This is a genomic window from Sulfitobacter sp. G5_S2_6_S6 (assembly GCF_054968505.1).
This window is the reverse complement of sequence record NZ_JBQKUI010000003.1, coordinates 168687-182342: the sequence shown is the minus strand read 5'-3', so window position 1 is coordinate 182342 and position 13656 is coordinate 168687. Positions and strand designations below refer to the sequence as shown.

Here is a 13656-nt window from a genome sequence, read left to right as displayed (position 1 = left end):
GGCGCATCACGTCGCCAGCATCCGCAGACCTTGGGTCACGTCGGTGCGCACTGCCAGTCGCAGACCGGGTTCGTCGCCCGCGCGCAGCGCCGCGATAATCAGCTTGTGAAAATGCGGCGGCTCTGTCCGTCTGAGCCGCCCGTAAAGCGCCCGCATCGTCGGGCCCATCTGCAGCCAGACCGTTTCCGCCATTGCCAGCATCGCAGGGGCCTGCGCCCGCAGGTATAGCGTGCGATGAAACTCCAGATTGGTGCGAATATAGCTCACCGCGTCACGGTGGATCACCGCATCCGAGATGGCATTGTTGATCGCCTGCATCCGGTCGATCAGCGCAAGGTGGGCCCGCGGCAGGGCGCGGCTCGCAAGCTCCACCTCGATCAGGGCACGCAAGGCGGCCAGTTCCTCGATCCGTTCGTTGCTCAGCTCCGGCGTCGATATCCGGCCAGAGGCCGACATGGTCAGCGCCCCTTCTGCCGCCAGCCGTCTCACGGCCTCTCGGGCGGGGGTCATCGACACCTCGTATTCCTTCCCGATTCCCCGCAGGGTCAGCGCCTGTCCCGGGGCCAGATCGCCGTGCATGATGCGGGTCCGCAACTGCCGATAGACACGGTCATGGGCCAAAGGATGCGCATCAAGGGGGCGAGGGTTCAGGTTCATATCGCCGTTGTGATCACGAATCGCCGCTGCGTCAATGGCGCAACGCGGGCGCGCCCTATGCCTGCGCGGTAAACTTGAACCGGTGCAGGTCGCTGCCGTGGGTGCGCAGCCAGCCGCGCGCCTCTTGATAGGGGCCGTAAATCCGTTCGACCTCGGCCCAGAAGGCGGGCGAATGGTTCATCTGCGCCAGATGCGCGACCTCGTGGGCGGCGACGTAATCCAGCACATCGGGCGGCGTCAGGATCAAGCGCCACGAAAACATCAGCCCCCCGTCCGAGGTGCAAGACCCCCACCGCGACCGCGTATCCCGCAAGGTTAGCTTGCTGTACGGCCGCCCCAGCAGCGCACTATAATCGTCGCAGGCCCCAGTCAGCCGGTCCCGCGCGAGCTCTTTCAAATGCGCGGCGAGCCGGGTCGGCACACGCGCCGCCGGACCGGGCACGGAAATCGTATCGGTCCCCAGCACCACCCGTCTGCCCTGACCGGCCTCAACCCGCAGCATCCGACCGCCCAAGGGAAACTCTGCCCCGATGCCCACCAGAACATCAGCGCCACGCGCTTCCAGATGTTGGCGAATCCACGCCTCTTTCTCGCGGGCAAAGGCGATTCCCTCTGCCTCTTTCAAGCGCTTCGGCATGGTAAGCGTCACCCGCCCATCCAGCTGCGATATCCGCAATGATATCCGCCGCGCCCGCGCAGAGCGGCGCAGGATCAGCGGGATAGGCGGGTTTCCGGGCAGGACAGGATCAGGCATTTCAGGGTTCCGGGTCGCGATGGGGTGGCGATTGCCTTTGACAGTGCCTATCTCATATGGCACTTGGCCTGAATCATCTATACGCAACAACACTTTCAAAAAGGGGACTTCGATGCCCAATGAAGAATGGGGAACCAAGCGCCTGTGCCCCACAACGGGCAAGCGGTTCTACGACCTGAACAAAGATCCGATCATCAGCCCTTACTCCGGCGAAGTGGTCGAGGTGGATAACTCCAAATCCCGCATGATCGCAGCAGACGCCGAAGATGCCGTCACCGCCAAAGCCAAGAAGGGCGATGTGGATGATGACGAGACATTGGTAGATGACGACGATGTAGATGTGGATCTGGACGACGACATCCTGGACGATGACGACGACGATGATGATACCGTTCCACTCGAAGAAATCGCCGACGTTGCATCCGACGACGAAGATTGATTGAATTTTGCGAGGGCGGGATAGATTTTCCTCTTGATCCCGCCTTCGCGACCGCCTATTCAGCGGCGCATCGGCCTTGAATGGTTGATACACTTCCCGGATCTCTGATCCACGATGGGGCCTTAGCTCAGCTGGGAGAGCGCCTGCATGGCATGCAGGAGGTCAGCGGTTCGATCCCGCTAGGCTCCACCAAATCCCCCCCCTACATTCCAGCACACACGTCACGCACCACGCGGGGCTGACTGACGCGCGCCCGCGAGGCGGACACTCTGAGTCAGCGGTTCGATCCCGCTAGGCTCCACCAAACCTTCACCGAACATGCCAGCACAGATGTCATGCGTCAGCGTTTTCGACGCATCGCAAGCCTACCTACATATACAAAGCCCGCGGTCACGCTGACGGCGGCGAAGACCCATCCGAACGCCACGAGCAGCTTGTGCCGGATCGGGTGGTAGTTGCGGAAATAGGCCCATGTGTCGGTGTAGGGGATGCTTTCGACCCAGTGCTGCACCGCAAGGAATGCGATGATCCCGAGACAAAGCACGCCTGAGACGCAAAACACCCATATGACCGCTCGGTCCGTCACCTTTCCCATTGCGCACCCTGCCCCTTGAAACGCCGCCCCATCTCAAGCTGTACGGCAAGGAACAGCCGCGCACAAAATTAAATTGGCCGCGCTACTAGACGACCGGTCTATTACTTCTTACCTCCCCCGTATGACAGAGCAAAAGAAATCAGATCAAACGCGGCAAAAGATACTGACCGCCGGACGTGCGCTGATCAGCAAGCACGGGTTTGGCGCGGTCGGGCTGGCGCGCATCCTGAGGGAAAGCGATGTCCCCAAGGGGTCGTTCTACTATTACTTTCCGTCCAAGGATGCCTTTGGTCAGGCTTTGCTGCACGACTATGTCGACGATTATCTGGCGCGCATGGATGCGCTGTGCAGCGGGTCGGGTTCTGCCCGTGACAAGCTGCTGTCCTTCTGGTCGGCGTGGCTGGCCCATGCCCATTCCGAAGGCATCGCCAACCAGTGCCTCGTTGTGAAGCTTGGGGCCGAGGTTGCCGATCTGTCCGACGACATGCGCCGCATCTTGGATGATGGCGTGGCACAGTTGGTCGGCCGCATTGCGCAGCTTCTGGTTGCCGGGGCCGAAGAAGGCTCCGTCCCGCCGGTCGCTGACCCACGTGCGACAGCGCAGATGCTCTACGCCAAGTTTCTGGGGGCCGCGATCCTGTCGAAACTGTCGCAGGACCAGGTCCCGTTGCAGCAGGCTTTGTCAGAAACCACCGATTTTCTAACCATACGATAAACAAAGAAAGCGAGATCCCCATGAAAGCAGCCGTGCACAACAGCTTTGGCGAACCGATCGACGTCATCAAAGCGACCGATGTCGACACCCCCACCGCAGGGGCGGGCGAGGTTCTGGTCAAGATGACCCTGTCGCCAATCCACAACCACGACCTTTGGACCATCCGGGGGAACTACGGCTACAAGCCCGAGCTTCCCGGCGCGATTGCCGGCAGCGAAGCGCTTGGCACCGTCGAGGCTGTCGGTGAAGGCGTGGACGACGCGATGATCGGCCAGCGTGTGTCGATCGCGGGCGTGCATGGCACCTGGGCTGAATACTTCGTCGCCCCCGCCACTGGTGTTCTGCCCCTGCCCGACGCGATCTCGGATGTTGCTGGCGCACAGTTGATCGCGATGCCCTTCAGCGCCATCTCTCTGCTGGAAACGCTCAAGGCGCAGAAAGGCGACTGGATCGTCCAGACCGCTGCAAACGGGGCCGTCGGCAAGATCATGACCACGCTCGCCAAAAGCCGCGGCATCAACCTGCTGAACCTCGTGCGGCGCGAAGACGCTGTGAAAGAGCTGACGGATCTGGGCATCGACAACGTGCTGTCGACCTCGGAAGCGGGCTGGCAGGATAAAGCGCGCGAAATCATTGGCGAAAAAGGGGCCGCATCCGCGATCGATTCCGTAGGGGGCAATATCTCGGCTGATCTGGTCGATCTGCTGGGACTGGACGGAGAGCTTGTCGTGTTCGGGACCGCGACCGGTGCGCCGATGCCGCTGAACTCTGGCGCGCTGATCATGAAGCACATCACCGTCAAAGGCTTCTGGGGCTCCCGGGTGAGCGGCGACATGGACCCCGAAGAGCGCAAGCGCCTGATCACTGAACTGGTCACGCTGGTCGCCAAAGGCGAATTGGTGTTGGAAGACGGTGGGCAGTTCGGGCTGGATGATCTTTCGGGTGCGCTGAAAGCCTCGCTGACACCGGGCCGCCCCGGCAAGGTGATGATCCGCGGCTAAACGCAGCCGAATACCACAGCACCAAACAGGGCGGCCCTTGATCCGGGATCAAGGGCCGCCCTGCTTTCATTTCGGCACTCTATTTTGGGCGGCCGCGGTCTTTAGAACGGCAGCCCCGTATAATTCTCTGCCAGATCGCGCCGTGCTGTTTCGCTTTGCGCCAGATGGGCCAGCGACGCCCGCCGCATCTGCGGGGCGAAACTGTCTTCACCCTCGAACTGATGCAGCATTGTTGTCATCTGCCAGCTGAACCGCATCGCCTTCCAGATCCGCGACAGCGCGTGGGCGGAATAGCCGTCAATCCCGCCGTGATCCCCACGCTTCAGCGCGGCGATCAGCGCGTCATGCAGATAGAAGACATCGGACACCGCGAGGTTCAGCCCTTTGGCACCGGTGGGCGGTACGATATGCGCGGCATCCCCCACCAGAAACAGGTTTCCCCACCGCAAAGGCTCGCTCACGAAGGAGCGCAGCGGCGCGATGGATTTCTCGATCGACGGGCCGGTCACGAGCGCCTCTGATACAGGTCGCGGCAAACGTTGCTTCAGTGCCTCCCAGAAGCGGTCATCGCTCCAATCCTCGACCTTTTCGGTCGACGACACCTGAATGTAATAACGGCTCAGGCTTGCGCTACGCATGGAGGCAAGGGCGAAGCCGTGCGCCGAACTGGCATAGATTAATTCATCGTTCACCGGTTTCGTGCGCGACAGAATCCCCAGCCAGCCAAAGGGGTAGACCCGTTCAAACTCCCGACGTTTGGCGGCGGGGATCGTCGCGCGGCTGACACCGTGGAACCCATCACAGCCCGCGACGTAAGTGCAGCTGATCTGTTGCCGCTGGCCGTCTTTGGTGAAGGATACCGTGGGCGCATTGCTGTCCGCACCGTCGATCACCACATCCTCGACCTCGTGAATGATCGTGGTACCCATCCGGTCTTGTGCGTCGTACAGATCGCGGGTGACCTCTGTCTGGCCATAGACCATGACCTTCTTGCCGATCAGCTTGTGGAAATCGATATGCACCATCAGGTCGTTGTCGGTCAGGTAGCAGCCTTTGTGCGGCAAGCCTTGCTGGTCCATCCGCGCACCGACACCGGCATGGCGCAGCAGGTTCATTGTGCCGTCCTCAAGCACGCCCGCGCGGATACGTGACAGCACGTGTTCCCGGGTGGTCCTTTCAAGCACGACAGTGCTGACGCCTGCGTCGTTCAGCAATTGCGACAGCAGCAAGCCCGATGGCCCGCCGCCGATAATGACGACTTCCGTTTTCATATAGCTGCTCCCTGCCCGATTTTCGGGTTAACCTATTGTACGGAACGTGCATGATGAATGGATCGTTAGCGCAATTGCTGGTACAATCCGTGCATGACAGAGCTTTCACCGATCCCCAGCTATGCGCTTTTTGGCGAAACCAAAGGCTTTCCCGATGTTCTCCATTGCGAACGGATTAAGGACCGCGCGCCGGATCACGCGTGGCACATCGCGCCGCATCGGCACGCGCAGCTGGCGCAGGTGCTCTACATCCTTTCGGGGGGTGGCACGGCGAATATAGATGGCGACCGATTTGCCCTGACGCAGGGATCGGTCGTCTTTATCCCGCCCCGCATGGTGCATAGTTTCGACTTTGCTCCCAATACCCAAGGCATGGTGCAATCCTTTCCCATTGCGATCCTGCACAGCATCGGGCCCGTCAATGCCGAGGTCGCACAGGCGCTGACCAAGCCGACGGTTGGTCGCGCCGCGGGCCCGCTGATCGCCCTGATGACCCAGCTGGAAACCGTGGCGGCCCAGACGGGGGCACCGTTTCGGGCGCAGATTGCCGTGGGGCTGGGGCATGCGGTTCTGGCCAGCATCGCGGCATGGGGGACCACGCAAAACCGCAGCAACGACGCACCGCAGGATGATCGCCTGTCGCGGCTCGACCAGCTTATCGGCGATCCCGACAGTGCCGGCTGGACGGCCAAGGACTTTGCCAGCACCCTCGGGATCAGCACCGGACATCTGTCGCGCCTGTGTCGCGCGGCAAAGGGGCTGTCCGCCACCGCCTACATCGAAGCCCGCCATGTCGAGGAAGCCTGCCGCATGCTGGCCTTTACACGCCTGTCGGTGGCCGAGGTTGGCTATCGTCTGGGGTTTGCCGATCCGTCCTATTTCTCGCGCCGTTTCCGCACCGTGCAGGGGGTGACCCCATCGCAATACCGCCAGCAATTCGTAACCTGAGATCGCGGCCAAAGGACCACAGGTTGAAAGCTGGGCAAATCCGTGCTCACAAAACTGACAAATGTCAGAATTATTAACCGTTATCGCTAACAGCCGTTTGACCTACCCCAAATGATACGTGAAGGTGACGTTAGGGAGCCTGCGCAACCCGTGCCGCGCAGAATAAGAGAAACCGAAGTTTCTGGGAGGAAATAGAATGACAAAAGGCAATATGAACCGTCGCACCATGCTGCGCGGCGCTGCTCTTGGCGCGCTGGCGACACCGGCGCTGGTCGGCAAAGGGATCGCGCAGGGCAAGGTCAACTGGCGCGTGCAAGCGCATTGGCCCAAAGCGTCCAGCTCTTTCACCGACAGCCTTGGCAAACTGGCCGAAGTGCTTGAGGCGCGCACCGAAGGCGCGTTCAAAATGGATCTGCTGGGTGCTGGCGAATTCGCCAAAGGTCCCGACATCTACAATATCGTGCGCAAGGGCGTGGTGCCCATGGGGACGGTCAGCCCGTCCTATGTGCAAGATCAGGCGCAGGCCGCGTCCTTCCTGTTCGGCATCCCCGGCACCTTCCGTCAGGCTTGGGAAATGGAGCACGCGGTCAAGAACCTTGGCCTTGAGGCGCTGGTGAACGAAGACCTGAACGCCGATGGCGTGATGATGAAGACAGAAAAGGTCCTGCCCGTCGAAATCGTCGTGTCGAAGAAGATCGAATCCGCCGAAGACTTCAAAGGGCTCAAGCTGCGGTCGTCGGGCACGATGCTGGATTACCTGCAATCCGCCGGTGCCGCGCCGCAATACATCCCCGGGTCCGAGCTCTATCAATCGCTCAGCTCGGGCGTTGTGGATGGCGCGCATTGGGGCGCTGCCGTCGGGGCGAAATCCATGTCCCTCTGGGAGGTCTGCAAATACCACTACAAACCCGCGCTTGGTCAGACCACCGACGCCTTTATCCTGAATATGGAGGCCGTCGACGGGCTGGAGGACGATCTGCGCACTGCCCTGCTCGACACGATGGAAACGCGGTTCTTCCAGCGGTCGGCCGAATACCAGCACGCCGAAGCTATCGCGATTTCTTCGGGCATCGCCGAGAACGATATCGAGGTGTCCGAACTGCCCGACGACGTTCTGGCGATCCTTGCCGATGCCTCGGCCAAGATCCTCGACACAGAGGCGCAGAAAGGCGAACGCGCGGCGAAGGCGGCGGATATCTACAAAACCTTGATGACCGACCTCGGCTACCTCTAGGGGCCTGATCCGGGGGTTAAACCCCGGTGATGCCACAGTGAAAATCAATGTAGCCGCCTGACATGTCCCTGCATTTCGGGCGGCTTCTTTTATGTCTTGAGGGAGAAACGTTTTGTTTAAACTTGCGCGCTTCATCACGCAATTGAACCGCATGATCGGCTATTGGATCAGCTTTTGCGTGCTGATCATCTTTGCCCTGCTGCTGGCCGATGTGGTCATGCGCTATCTGATCGGGCAGCCCGCGATCTGGACTGCCGAGCTGGCAACGCTGATCTTTGGTGTCTATGCGATCATCGGGGGCGGCTATCTGCTGACCGAACGAGGCCACGTGAACGTCGATATCATCTACGGCCAGTTTTCCCCCAAACGCAAAGCCTTGGTGGACATCGTGACATGGCCGCTGTTCCTGATATTTGTTGGCGTGCTGCTGTGGCAAGGCTATGACATCGCGTCCGAGGCCATCGCGGATATGGAGCGGTCTAACTCTGTCTGGAAGGCCCCGCTGTGGCCGACAAAATCGCTGATCCCCGTCGCCGCCTTGCTGCTGCTGTTGCAGGGCTTCGTACGCCTTTGGGCCGATGTGCGCACCCTGATGGGGCTGCCCAATGATCCCGCGATCTTTGGACAACCGGCCACCGGCGACACCCAAGCCGCCCAAGCCGCAGGAGGCCAGTCATGAGCGTTGAAATCTTGACCATGCTGTTCTTTGGCGCGCTGCTGTTGTTTGTGATGCTCGGCACGCCGCTGGCCTTTGCCCTTGGGGGGATATCGGTCATCTTCCTCTATGCGGAAATGGGCGATCTGGGGTTCTATCTGCTTGCCTCCAAAATGTGGGAAACGATGCAATCCCCGACGCTGATGGCAATTCCGCTGTTTGTATTCATGGCGATCCTGCTTGAAAAATCGGGGGTCGCGAATGATCTTTACGATATGATGCACGAATGGTGGGGCGGGCTGCGCGGCGGTCTGGCTATCGGCACGGTGCTGATCTGCGTGATCTTTGCCGCCATGTCGGGCATCTCGGGTGCGGCGGTTGTCACGATGGGGACCATTGCGCTGCCCAAGATGCTGGAACGCGGCTATGACAAGAAGCTCGCGCTTGGGGCGATCAACGCGGGCGGAGGCTGGGGCATCCTGATCCCGCCGTCGATCCTGATGGTGCTGTATTCTCTGCTGACCGAAGTGTCGGTCGGGCGTCTGTTCGCGGCCGGTATCGGACCGGGGCTGCTGCTGTTCTTCCTCGTCTCCGTCTATATCGGCGGGCGGTGCTGGATGCAGCCGGAACTGGGCCCCGCCCTCCCGAAAGAGGAACGCGCGAACTGGGGGCAGAAGCTGCGGTCTCTCAAGGCGGTGATCCTGCCGATCCTGATCGTGGTGATCGTGCTGGGGGCCATCTTCGGCGGCTACGCGACGCCGACCGAAGCCGCCGCCATCGGCGTCTTTGGCGCAATGGTCGCTACGGGCGTCAACCGGCAACTGTCATGGGCCGTGATCCGCGACGCCTCTGTCGCGACGCTGAAACTGACCGCGCTGATCATGTGGATCCTTTTCGCGGCCCACGCCTTCAGCACGGCCTATACCGCGCTTGGAGCACAAAGCCTCATTCAGGACATGATGAACCTTGTGCCCGGTGGGCGTTGGGGGTCGCTGGTGTTTATGCTGGCGGTGCTCTTCATCCTTGGCATGGTGCTGGATCCGGTGGGGATCATGCTGATCACCCTGCCTGTATTCCTGCCCGTTGTGCAGAGCTATGGCTTTGATCCGATCTGGTTCGGCATCCTCTTCATCATCATGATGGAGGTCGGGTATATGACCCCGCCCTTCGGCTTTAACCTTTTTTACCTCAAAGGGGTGGCCCCGCCGGATGTCACAATGGGCGATATCTATGCCTCTGTGACGCCTTACGTGATCGTGACGCTGATCGGGGTCTTGCTGATCATTCTGATCCCCGAGATCGCGACCTATCTGCCCAAGTATTTCTACGGGTAGACCTGTAAACACCTGCCTTGACCCGCGGCACAGCTGCGGGTCAAAGCCCCTGACGGGATATGCTCAAATAATAGGCAGCCGTCGAAATACAGCCTGAAATTGCGCCAAAAATGCCCGTTTCGGATCGCACCCGACGGGAATCACGCTATCCAGATGGGAGTTATTTTCAGCTGGACGAGGTCCCCCATCAACATCGCCGCCCATACCGATCAGGCCGTTGCCGTGCCGATGCAACCCCGCGCCCGCGGGGCGTTGCGCATCAGCAGCAAGACGTATGGCGGCGCGTCCGTGATTGGCGATCTCTACCAGCAAGGCTGCTTCAAGGCGCTGTTTCCGCGCGCGGCGGCGGGCGGGCTGACGGGGGTTTTCCTCAATACCTCGGGCGGGATGACGGGCGGCGATGAACTGTCGATCACTGCCACGGCGGGTGCGGGCAGCCGGCTGACCCTGACCAGCCAAGCGGCCGAGCGCGTCTATCTGGCGCAACCCGGCCCGATGGCGCAGATGACCACGCGGCTGGATGCCGAAGCGGGGGCACGGGTCGATTGGCTGCCGCAGGAAACGATCCTGTTCAACGGCTCCGCCCTGCGCCGCAATCTGGAGGTGGACCTGTCGGGCGATGCCTGTTTCTTCGGCGTAGAGCCGTTGGTATTTGGCCGCGTCTCCATGGGCGAAACGCTGCGCGACGCGCGCTTTGCCGAGAACATCACGATCCGCCGCGACGGGCAGCCTATCTTTGCAGATGCCGTGCGTCTGTCCGGCGATATCCACGCACAGCTTGCAGGCACCGCCACGGCGGGCGGCAACTGCGCCATGGCCAGCGTGATCTACGCCGCCCCCGATGCCGAAGCGCTGCTTGCCCCCCTGCGCGCGCTGCTGCCTGCCAGCGCCGGTGCCAGCCTGATCCGCGACGGCGTGCTTTATGCGCGGCTCCTCGCGCCCGACAGTTACATCCTGCGCCAGTCTCTGGTGCCGATCATCGCCCGCCTGCACGGCGCGGCCCCTCCTAAAACATGGATGCTTTGACATGCAGCTGACCCCCCGTGAAAAAGACAAACTGCTGATCGCCATGGCGGCCGAAGTCGCGCGCAAGCGTCTGGCCCGTGGCGTCAAGCTGAACCACCCCGAGGCGATTGCCCTGATCACCGACACCGTCGTCGAAGGCGCGCGCGATGGCCGCAGCGTGGCCGAGATGATGCAGGCCGGTGCCCGAGTCATCACCCGCGACGACTGTATGGAGGGCATCGCCGAGATGATCCACGACGTGCAGGTCGAAGCCACCTTCCCCGACGGGACCAAGCTGGTCACCGTGCACAACCCTATCCGCTAGCCCCCATTCGCAAGAAAGGCCCCTGCTATGAAACATCTGATGATCCTGCCCGCCGCCCTGATGGCCGGCCCTGCCCTTGCCCACCCCGGTGTGCATATCGCCCCTCACGGGGCCGAATGGATGCCTGTCTTCATGGGCCTCGCCGTCATCGCAACCGCCGCGGCCATCGCCCTGCGCGGGCGGGTTAAGGCCCCTCGCAAGGCGCGCAAATGATCCCCGGAGAGGTGCTGTGCGCCGTGGGGGACATCACCCTGAACGCCGATCGCACGGCCATCACCCTGATGGTTGCCAATACCGGTGACCGGCCCGTGCAGGTCGGCAGTCACTACCACTTTGCCGAAACCAACCCCGCGCTCGACTTTGACCGCGCCGCCGCGCGTGGTCACCGGCTGGACATCGCCGCCGGCACCGCCGTGCGCTTTGAACCCGGTCAACGCCGCGAGGTGCAACTGATCCCGCTCGCGGGCGACCGCAAAGTGTACGGGTTCAACGCTGAAGTGATGGGCGCGCTCTAAGGCGCTTCGAGGAAAGAGAGACCTATGACCACCACACTCCCCCGCTCTGAATATGCAGCGATGTATGGCCCCACGACGGGGGATCGGCTGCGACTGGCCGACACCGATCTGATCATCGAGGTGGAACGCGATCTGACCACCTATGGCGAAGAGGTGAAGTTCGGCGGCGGCAAGGTGATCCGCGACGGGATGGGCCAGTCGCAGGTCACGCGGGCAAACGGTGCGGTGGATACTGTGATCACCAACGCACTGATCGTGGATCATTCGGGCATCTACAAGGCGGATGTGGCGCTGAAAGACGGGCGCATTGCGGCGATTGGCAAGGCGGGCAACCCCGACACCCAGCCAAACGTCGACATCATCATCGGACCGGGGACCGAGGTCATCGCAGGCGAAGGACGCATCCTCACCGCGGGCGGTTTCGACAGCCACATCCACTTTATCGCCCCCCAGCAGATGGAGGACGCGCTGCATTCCGGTGTAACCACCTGCTTTGGCGGCGGCACCGGCCCGGCGCATGGCACGCTTGCCACCACCTGCACCCCCGGCCCGTGGCACATAGGGCGCATGTTGCAGGCGATGGACGGTGTGGTGATGAACATCGGTCTCTCGGGCAAGGGCAACGCCAGCCAACCCGGCGCGCTGGTTGAAATGGTGAACGGCGGGGCCTGCGCGCTGAAGCTTCACGAGGATTGGGGCACCACCCCTGCCGCTATCGATTGCTGCCTGTCGGTCGCCGACGATATGGACGTGCAGGTGATGATCCACACCGACACGCTGAACGAATCCGGCTTTGTCGAACATACGCTTGGCGCGATGAAGGGCCGGACCATCCACGCCTTCCACACCGAGGGCGCAGGCGGCGGCCACGCCCCCGACATCATCAAGATTTGCGGCGAAGAGCATGTGCTGCCGTCCTCGACCAACCCGACACGCCCCTTCACGGTGAACACGCTCGAAGAGCATCTGGACATGCTCATGGTCTGTCACCACCTTGATAAATCCATCCCCGAAGACGTCGCCTTTGCCGAAAGCCGGATCAGACGCGAGACGATTGCCGCCGAGGATATCCTGCATGACATCGGTGCTTTCTCGATCATCGCCTCTGACAGTCAGGCCATGGGCCGTGTGGGCGAGGTGCTGATCCGCACATGGCAAACCGCTGACAAGATGCGCAAGCAGCGCGGGCGCTTGCCGGAAGAAACCGGCGACAACGACAACTTCCGCGTCAAACGCTATATCGCGAAATACACGATCAACCCCGCCATTGCTCATGGTGTCAGCCGCGAGGTCGGCTCGATCGAAGTGGGCAAAAAAGCCGATCTGGTGCTGTGGAACCCCGCCTTTTTTGGTGTGAAGCCCGAAATGGTATTGATGTCGGGCATGATCGTCGTGGCGCAGATGGGTGATCCGAATGCGTCGATCCCCACACCGCAGCCGGTCTATACCCGCCCGATGTTCGGGGCCTATGGCAGCGCGCTTCAACATTGCGCGGTGACCTTTATTTCGGAAGCCGCGCAATCGAACGGGCTGCGCGACAGCCTTGGCCTGCGCAAACAGACCATCGCCGTGCAAAACACCCGCAATATCGGCAAATCCGATCTGATCCATAACGCGGCCACCCCCAAGGTAGAGGTGAACCCCGAAACCTACGAAGTCCGCGCGGACGGCGAGTTGTTGACCTGCGCGCCCGCTGAGACCGTCCCCATGGCGCAACGCTATTTCATGTTCTGAGGCCCCTAGATGACCGACCTTCCTCCCGCCCATACGATCAAGCGCCACGGCCAGTGGGACCATGCGGACGACAGCTGCGTGCTGACCTATGACGATCGCTTCCTGCGCCGCAAACGCCTGCTGACCAGCCATAACCGCGGGTTCCTCGTGGACCTCGCCCATACGGAATCGCTGAACCACGGCGATGCGTTCGAGCTTGAAGGCGGGCAGATCATCGAGGTCATCGCGGCGAAGGAAGCCTTGCTGGAAATCACCGGCGACGATCTGGTGCGGCTGGCATGGCATATCGGCAACCGGCACTGCCCCTGCCAGCTTGAACCCGCCCGCCTGCTGATCCAGAACGACCACGTGATCCGCGACATGCTGACAAAGCTCGGCGCGACGTTGCGAGATGTGTCCGAACCGTTCATTCCCGAGGGCGGTGCCTATGGCCACGGGCGCACCCACAGCCACGCACATTAGGCCCGCCGGACG

General features: G+C 61.7%; 17 protein-coding genes and 1 tRNA gene. 14 read left to right on the top strand and 4 right to left on the bottom strand.

Annotated features, from left to right (window positions below):
• Nucleotides 1-6: 6 nt before the first annotated feature.
• Both ACTRWK_RS07145 and ACTRWK_RS07140 read right to left on the bottom strand, forming a co-directional pair.
• Complete coding sequence (locus ACTRWK_RS07145) at nucleotides 7-657, bottom strand: GntR family transcriptional regulator (RefSeq protein WP_005851189.1); 651 nt, start codon at nucleotides 655-657, stop codon at nucleotides 7-9.
• A gap of 55 nt (nucleotides 658-712) precedes the next feature.
• The gene (locus ACTRWK_RS07140; RefSeq protein ID WP_132997508.1) at nucleotides 713-1411 is read right to left on the bottom strand and encodes a M48 family metallopeptidase; all 699 of its coding nucleotides are present in this window, start codon (nucleotides 1409-1411) and stop codon (nucleotides 713-715) included.
• A gap of 112 nt (nucleotides 1412-1523) precedes the next feature.
• On the opposite strand from ACTRWK_RS07140, the gene ACTRWK_RS07135 reads away from it, so the two are divergent.
• Entirely contained in the window at nucleotides 1524-1850 is a 327-nt protein-coding gene (locus ACTRWK_RS07135) for a TIGR02300 family protein (protein WP_005851186.1), read from the top strand.
• A 116-nt stretch (nucleotides 1851-1966) separates the two neighbouring features.
• Nucleotides 1967-2042 (top strand) — tRNA-Ala (locus tag ACTRWK_RS07130).
• A gap of 148 nt (nucleotides 2043-2190) precedes the next feature.
• Here ACTRWK_RS07130 and ACTRWK_RS07125 read toward each other — a convergent pair.
• The gene (locus ACTRWK_RS07125) at nucleotides 2191-2445 is read right to left on the bottom strand and encodes a hypothetical protein (protein WP_184583300.1); all 255 of its coding nucleotides are present in this window, start codon (nucleotides 2443-2445) and stop codon (nucleotides 2191-2193) included.
• Nucleotides 2446-2566: 121 nt separating this feature from the next.
• Here ACTRWK_RS07125 and ACTRWK_RS07120 point away from each other — a divergent pair, with 121 nt between their 5' ends.
• Nucleotides 2567-3160, top strand: a complete 594-nt coding sequence (locus ACTRWK_RS07120; protein WP_462843854.1) for a TetR/AcrR family transcriptional regulator — start codon at nucleotides 2567-2569, stop codon at nucleotides 3158-3160.
• A gap of 20 nt (nucleotides 3161-3180) precedes the next feature.
• The gene (locus tag ACTRWK_RS07115) at nucleotides 3181-4161 is read left to right on the top strand and encodes a zinc-binding dehydrogenase (RefSeq protein WP_462843853.1); all 981 of its coding nucleotides are present in this window, start codon (nucleotides 3181-3183) and stop codon (nucleotides 4159-4161) included.
• Nucleotides 4162-4262: 101 nt separating this feature from the next.
• Here ACTRWK_RS07115 and pobA read toward each other — a convergent pair whose 3' ends face one another.
• The gene (pobA, locus tag ACTRWK_RS07110) at nucleotides 4263-5432 is read right to left on the bottom strand and encodes a 4-hydroxybenzoate 3-monooxygenase (RefSeq protein WP_289082210.1); all 1170 of its coding nucleotides are present in this window, start codon (nucleotides 5430-5432) and stop codon (nucleotides 4263-4265) included.
• Nucleotides 5433-5525: 93 nt separating this feature from the next.
• Between pobA and ACTRWK_RS07105 the strand changes: the two genes are divergently transcribed.
• The 10 genes from ACTRWK_RS07105 to ACTRWK_RS07060 all read left to right on the top strand — a co-directional run bounded on the left by ACTRWK_RS07105 (nucleotide 5526) and on the right by ACTRWK_RS07060 (nucleotide 13644).
• On the top strand, nucleotides 5526-6380 hold the full coding sequence (locus ACTRWK_RS07105; protein WP_005851175.1) for a helix-turn-helix domain-containing protein: 855 nt from the start codon (nucleotides 5526-5528) through the stop codon (nucleotides 6378-6380).
• A 196-nt stretch (nucleotides 6381-6576) separates the two neighbouring features.
• Entirely contained in the window at nucleotides 6577-7614 is a 1038-nt protein-coding gene (locus tag ACTRWK_RS07100; protein WP_037943075.1) for a TRAP transporter substrate-binding protein, read from the top strand.
• A 112-nt stretch (nucleotides 7615-7726) separates the two neighbouring features.
• Nucleotides 7727-8293, top strand: coding sequence for a TRAP transporter small permease subunit (locus ACTRWK_RS07095; RefSeq protein WP_037943073.1), 567 nt, complete (start codon nucleotides 7727-7729; stop codon nucleotides 8291-8293).
• On the top strand, nucleotides 8290-9603 hold the full coding sequence (locus ACTRWK_RS07090) for a TRAP transporter large permease (RefSeq protein WP_005851171.1): 1314 nt from the start codon (nucleotides 8290-8292) through the stop codon (nucleotides 9601-9603). Before ACTRWK_RS07095 ends, ACTRWK_RS07090 begins: the two co-directional genes overlap by 4 nt.
• A gap of 153 nt (nucleotides 9604-9756) precedes the next feature.
• On the top strand, nucleotides 9757-10629 hold the full coding sequence (locus tag ACTRWK_RS07085) for an urease accessory protein UreD (RefSeq protein WP_037943071.1): 873 nt from the start codon (nucleotides 9757-9759) through the stop codon (nucleotides 10627-10629).
• Between the two features lies 1 nt (nucleotide 10630).
• Nucleotides 10631-10933, top strand: a complete 303-nt coding sequence (locus ACTRWK_RS07080) for an urease subunit gamma (protein ID WP_037943068.1) — start codon at nucleotides 10631-10633, stop codon at nucleotides 10931-10933.
• Between the two features lie 27 nt (nucleotides 10934-10960).
• The gene (locus tag ACTRWK_RS07075) at nucleotides 10961-11146 is read left to right on the top strand and encodes a hypothetical protein (protein WP_005851166.1); all 186 of its coding nucleotides are present in this window, start codon (nucleotides 10961-10963) and stop codon (nucleotides 11144-11146) included.
• Nucleotides 11143-11448 carry an urease subunit beta gene (locus ACTRWK_RS07070; protein WP_260004689.1) on the top strand — a complete coding sequence of 102 codons (306 nt, stop codon included), beginning with the start codon at nucleotides 11143-11145 and terminating at the stop codon, nucleotides 11446-11448. Before ACTRWK_RS07075 ends, ACTRWK_RS07070 begins: the two co-directional genes overlap by 4 nt.
• Nucleotides 11449-11472: 24 nt before the next feature.
• Nucleotides 11473-13182 carry an urease subunit alpha gene (gene ureC, locus ACTRWK_RS07065; protein ID WP_009825906.1) on the top strand — a complete coding sequence of 570 codons (1710 nt, stop codon included), beginning with the start codon at nucleotides 11473-11475 and terminating at the stop codon, nucleotides 13180-13182.
• Nucleotides 13183-13191: 9 nt separating this feature from the next.
• Complete coding sequence (locus ACTRWK_RS07060) at nucleotides 13192-13644, top strand: urease accessory protein UreE (protein WP_005851160.1); 453 nt, start codon at nucleotides 13192-13194, stop codon at nucleotides 13642-13644.
• The last annotated feature ends 12 nt before the right edge of the window (nucleotides 13645-13656 follow it).

Bases quoted from the DNA above. Each gene is read 5' to 3' on its own strand.
- ACTRWK_RS07145 (WP_005851189.1), bottom strand. From the start codon at position 657: ATGAACCTGAACCCTCGCCCCCTTGATGCGCATCCTTTGGCCCATGAC.
- ACTRWK_RS07140 (WP_132997508.1), bottom strand. From the start codon at position 1,411: ATGCCTGATCCTGTCCTGCCCGGAAACCCGCCTATCCCGCTGATCCTG.
- ACTRWK_RS07135 (WP_005851186.1), top strand. From the start codon at position 1,524: ATGCCCAATGAAGAATGGGGAACCAAGCGCCTGTGCCCCACAACGGGC.
- ACTRWK_RS07115 (WP_462843853.1), top strand. From the start codon at position 3,181: ATGAAAGCAGCCGTGCACAACAGCTTTGGCGAACCGATCGACGTCATC.
- ACTRWK_RS07075 (WP_005851166.1), top strand. From the start codon at position 10,961: ATGAAACATCTGATGATCCTGCCCGCCGCCCTGATGGCCGGCCCTGCC.
- pobA (WP_289082210.1), bottom strand. From the start codon at position 5,432: ATGAAAACGGAAGTCGTCATTATCGGCGGCGGGCCATCGGGCTTGCTG.
- ACTRWK_RS07090 (WP_005851171.1), top strand. From the start codon at position 8,290: ATGAGCGTTGAAATCTTGACCATGCTGTTCTTTGGCGCGCTGCTGTTG.
- ACTRWK_RS07080 (WP_037943068.1), top strand. From the start codon at position 10,631: ATGCAGCTGACCCCCCGTGAAAAAGACAAACTGCTGATCGCCATGGCG.
- ACTRWK_RS07105 (WP_005851175.1), top strand. From the start codon at position 5,526: ATGACAGAGCTTTCACCGATCCCCAGCTATGCGCTTTTTGGCGAAACC.
- ureC (WP_009825906.1), top strand. From the start codon at position 11,473: ATGACCACCACACTCCCCCGCTCTGAATATGCAGCGATGTATGGCCCC.
- ACTRWK_RS07070 (WP_260004689.1), top strand. From the start codon at position 11,143: ATGATCCCCGGAGAGGTGCTGTGCGCCGTGGGGGACATCACCCTGAAC.
- ACTRWK_RS07085 (WP_037943071.1), top strand. From the start codon at position 9,757: ATGGGAGTTATTTTCAGCTGGACGAGGTCCCCCATCAACATCGCCGCC.
- ACTRWK_RS07120 (WP_462843854.1), top strand. From the start codon at position 2,567: ATGACAGAGCAAAAGAAATCAGATCAAACGCGGCAAAAGATACTGACC.
- ACTRWK_RS07100 (WP_037943075.1), top strand. From the start codon at position 6,577: ATGACAAAAGGCAATATGAACCGTCGCACCATGCTGCGCGGCGCTGCT.
- ACTRWK_RS07125 (WP_184583300.1), bottom strand. From the start codon at position 2,445: ATGGGAAAGGTGACGGACCGAGCGGTCATATGGGTGTTTTGCGTCTCA.
- ACTRWK_RS07060 (WP_005851160.1), top strand. From the start codon at position 13,192: ATGACCGACCTTCCTCCCGCCCATACGATCAAGCGCCACGGCCAGTGG.